At 72.0% G+C, this 3803-nt stretch carries 4 protein-coding genes; all 4 read left to right on the top strand.

The window, feature by feature from the left end:
- The first annotated feature begins 52 nt into the window (after window positions 1-52).
- From GBZ26_RS28090 to GBZ26_RS28105, 4 genes are read left to right on the top strand one after another with little or no spacing between them, the layout of a single operon-like run.
- Window positions 53-814: an SDR family NAD(P)-dependent oxidoreductase gene (locus tag GBZ26_RS28090; protein ID WP_174441618.1), complete on the top strand. Its 762-nt coding sequence runs from the start codon at window positions 53-55 to the stop codon at window positions 812-814.
- A 32-nt stretch (window positions 815-846) separates the two neighbouring features.
- Window positions 847-2043 (top strand): acyl-CoA dehydrogenase family protein, encoded by a 1197-nt coding sequence (locus tag GBZ26_RS28095; RefSeq protein WP_174441619.1) that lies wholly within the window; start codon window positions 847-849, stop codon window positions 2041-2043.
- Window positions 2044-2047: 4 nt separating this feature from the next.
- The gene (locus GBZ26_RS28100; RefSeq protein WP_174441620.1) at window positions 2048-3151 is read left to right on the top strand and encodes a phosphotransferase family protein; all 1104 of its coding nucleotides are present in this window, start codon (window positions 2048-2050) and stop codon (window positions 3149-3151) included.
- Entirely contained in the window at window positions 3151-3540 is a 390-nt protein-coding gene (locus GBZ26_RS28105) for a DUF6285 domain-containing protein (protein ID WP_174441621.1), read from the top strand. The genes GBZ26_RS28100 and GBZ26_RS28105 overlap by 1 nt, the downstream gene beginning before the upstream one ends.
- Window positions 3541-3803 lie beyond the last annotated feature (263 nt).

Genomic DNA, 3803 nt, shown 5'->3' on the forward strand with positions numbered 1-3803 from the left:
TTAGGGAGGGGGCCCGACGCATGAACCCCACCGTCACAAACCCAGGATCCCCATGACCCTTTCCCTCACCAACCGCACCGCCCTGGTCACCGGGGCCTCCGCCGGCCTGGGACGCCACTTTGCGGGCGTGCTCGCCGCAGCGGGCGCCCGCGTCGCTCTGGCCGCGCGGCGGCGCGAGAGCCTGGACGCCGCCGTCGCCGAGATCGAGGCGGCGGGCGGGCAGGCCATCGCCGTGCCGCTGGACGTCACCGACGCCGCCTCCGTCCGCGACGGCGTCCGCGAGGCGGCAAGCGCGCTCGGCGGGCTGGACATCCTCGTCAACAACGCCGGGGCCACCGTCGCCAAGCCCGCACTGGACTACGCGGAGGAGGAGTGGGACCGCGTCATCGACACCAACCTGAAGGGCGCCTTCCTCACCGCGCAGGAGACGGCGCGCGTGATGAGGGAGCAGGGGAGGGGCGGAGCGATCATCAACATCGCCTCCATCCTCGGGCTGCGGGTGGCCGGCCATGTCGTGGCCTACACGGCGTCGAAGGCGGGGCTGGTGCAGATGACCCAGGCGCTGGCCCTGGAATGGGCGCGTTACGGCATCCGCGTCAACGCGCTGGCCCCCGGCTATATGGAAACCGACCTGAACCGCGATTTCCTGGCGACCGACGCCGGGCAGGCGCTGATCCGGCGGGTGCCGCAGCGTCGGCTGGGACGGCTCTCGGACCTCGACGGGCCGCTGCTGCTGCTCTGCTCCGACGCCTCGGCCTATATGACCGGGGCGGTCGTGCCGGTGGACGGCGGGCACCTGGTCAGCAGCCTGTAATCAAGAAAAAACGACGGAGAGGACCCGAACCGATGGATTTCAGCCTGCCCCCGCCGATCGAGGAGTTCCGCCGCCGCGTGCGCGCCTTCGTGGATGAGCGCATCCTGCCGCTGGAAGCGGACCCGGCCTCCTACGACGCGCATGAGAACATCGCGCCCGCCCTGCTGGAGCGCCTGCGCGGGGAGGTGAAGGCCGCCGGGCTGTGGGCGCCGCAGATGCCGAAGGATCGCGGCGGGCAGGGGCTGGGCATCGTCGGCATGGCCGCCGCCTACGAGGAGATGAACCGGTCCATCTTCGGGCCGGTCTGCTTCAACTGCGCGGCCCCCGACGACGGCAACATGCAGCTTCTCAACAAGGTGGCGACCGAGGCGCAGAAGGAGCGCTGGCTCCAGCCCATCGTCGACGGCACGGTGCGCTCCGCCTTCGTGATGACCGAGCCGCACCCCGGCGGCGGTTCCGACCCCTCGATGATGAAGACGCGGGCGGAGCGCAAGGGCGACCGCTGGGTGATCTCCGGCCACAAATGGTTCATCACCGGGGCGGGCGAGGCGCAGCATTTCATCCTGATCGCCCGCACCTCCGACGACGCGCGCAAGGGGCTGACCGCCTTCCTGTTCGATAAGGACCAGCCCGGCTGGGAGATCGTCCGCCGCATCCCGATCATGGGGCCGGAGGAGCATGGCGGCCATTGCGAGCTGCGCTTCGACGGGCTGGAAGTCTCCGACGAGAACGTCCTGATGAACATCGGCGACGGGCTGAAGGCGACGCAGATCCGCCTCGGCCCGGCGCGGCTGACCCATTGCATGCGCTGGACCGGCCTGTCGAAGCGGGCCATGGAGATCGCCGCCGCCTATGTGCGCGAGCGCGAGAGCTTCGGCACCACGCTCGCCGGGCACGAAGGCGTGCAGTGGATGATGGGCGACGTCGCCATGCAGATCGAGATCGGGCGGCTGCTGGTCATGAAGGCGGCGTGGCAGCTCGACCGCGGCGACTTCGCCCGCAAGGAGGTGTCGATGGCCAAGGTCCATGTCGCCGACACGCTGCACAAGGCGGTGGACACGGCCATCCAGCTCTGCGGCGCCAGGGGCTATTCGAAGGACACGGCGCTGGAGTGGATGTACCGCTACGCCCGGCAGGCCCGGCTGGTGGACGGGGCGTCCGAGGTCCACAAGATGGTCCTGGCGCGATTCTACATGGACGAGGGCGACGGCTTCTGGGCCTGGGGGTGATGGGATGGGCGCACTGATCGACGGGGAAAGCCGGCCGCGGCTGGAAACGTGGCTGGCCGGGGCGACCGGCGCGACGCGCGTGTCGGTGGCCGACGAAGGCACGCTCGGCGGGGGAGCCATCTCGCTCAACCTCGCGGTGACTCTGGACATCGACGGTGGTCCGCAGGCCGGGCGGCACGCCTGCGTGCTGCGCGCCCAACCGGGGGGTGGCGCGGAGGCATCCGGCATGAAGGCCAGCATCTCCAAGGCGCAGGAGTTCGCCGTGCTGCGCGCCGCCTTCGGCGCCGGGGTGGCCGCTCCGGAGCCCATCGCCGCCTGCGGCGACCCGGCCGTTCTCGGCGCCGACTTCTACATCATGCGCCGCGCCGAGGGCATCGGGGCCGGGCACAAAGTGGTGAAGGCCGACCAGCCGCAGCGCGGACTTGCCCGCGAGCTTGGCCGGCAACTCGGCCGCCTCCACAAGGCCGGGCCGGACACGCCGGGGCTGGAGGATCTGCCGGTGCCGGCTGCATCGCCGGCGCTCGACTGCGTCCACGCCTACCGCGACTGGCTGGGCGATCTGGCCTTGCGCGACGCCGTTCTGGCCTGGGGGCTGCGTTGGCTGGAGATCCACGCGCCGCCGCCGGGCGATCTGGTGCTGTGCCACCGCGACTACCGCACTGGGAACTATCTGGTGAAGGACGGCGGGCTGACCGCCATCCTGGACTGGGAGTTCGCGGGATTCAGCGACCCCATGGAGGATCTCGGCTGGTTCTGCGCCCGCTCCTGGCGGTTCGGGCGCCACGACCGCGAGGCCGGCGGCTTGGCCGGGCGGGAGGACTTCTACGCCGGTTACGAGGAGACCTCGGGCCGCCGGGTGGACCCGCAGGCGGTCGCCTATTGGGAAGCCGCCGCTTACATGCGCTGGGCGGCCATCGCCGTCCTTCAGGGACGCCGCCACACGTCAGGGGAGGAGCCGTCGCTGGAGCTGGCCTTGACCGGGCGGATGCTGCCGGAGATCGAGTTGGATTTGTTGCGCCACATCCATGGGCTGGGGCTGACGGCCTCCGCCCCGGCAACGGTGGGCGCCGAACCGTCCGGCGACGCCGACGAAGAGAGGGTCGCCTGATGCGCACCAGCCCAGACGCCCAGGAATTGCTGAGCATCGTCGCGGACACCTTCCGGACGGACCTGCTTCCCCACATCCCGCCGGCCCAGCGCTACACGGCGCTGATGATCGCCAACGCGCTCGGCATCGTGCAGCGCGAGCTGGCCGGCGCCGACGGGGCCGGCCACGCCATGCTGGCGGCGCTCGCCCTGCTCTACGGCGAGGACGCCGACGACAGCCTGTCCGGCGCCGACCTGCGCCAGCGGGTGGAGGCCCTTCAGCACCGGCTGTGCATCGAGATCGCCGCGGGCGACTTCGACCACGACGGCCAGGACGTGCTGATGGAGTGCCTGGAGGAGATCGTCCAGGCCCGGCTGGGCATCGCCAACCCGAAGCTGTTGGGGGGGTAAAAAGTGTTTCCCTCTCCCGTCCCGGGAGAGGGTGCCCGCGAAGCGGGCGGGTGAGGGTCGAGCGAGGATCAAGGCGCCGATCCTTGGCGGGGGCGTCTGCGCCCCCGCCCCCCCCCCCCCCCCCCCCGCCCCCCCCCCCCGCACGCCCGGCCGGGCACCCCGCGGCCCGCACCGCGGCCGTGGCGGCGGCGGCGGGCGCGTGGGCGGCGGGTGACGCGTGGGGGCGGGGCGGCTGGCGCGGGCGGCGGTCGCTGGCGGCGCGG

The sequence above is a fragment of the Azospirillum formosense genome, from assembly GCF_013340925.1.
GTDB lineage: Bacteria > Pseudomonadota > Alphaproteobacteria > Azospirillales > Azospirillaceae > Azospirillum > Azospirillum formosense.

Coding starts and splice junctions, on each gene's coding strand:
- GBZ26_RS28095 (WP_174441619.1), top strand. CDS start 847: ATGGATTTCAGCCTGCCCCCGCCGATCGAGGAGTTCCGCCGCCGCGTG.
- GBZ26_RS28105 (WP_174441621.1), top strand. CDS start 3,151: ATGCGCACCAGCCCAGACGCCCAGGAATTGCTGAGCATCGTCGCGGAC.
- GBZ26_RS28100 (WP_174441620.1), top strand. CDS start 2,048: ATGGGCGCACTGATCGACGGGGAAAGCCGGCCGCGGCTGGAAACGTGG.
- GBZ26_RS28090 (WP_174441618.1), top strand. CDS start 53: ATGACCCTTTCCCTCACCAACCGCACCGCCCTGGTCACCGGGGCCTCC.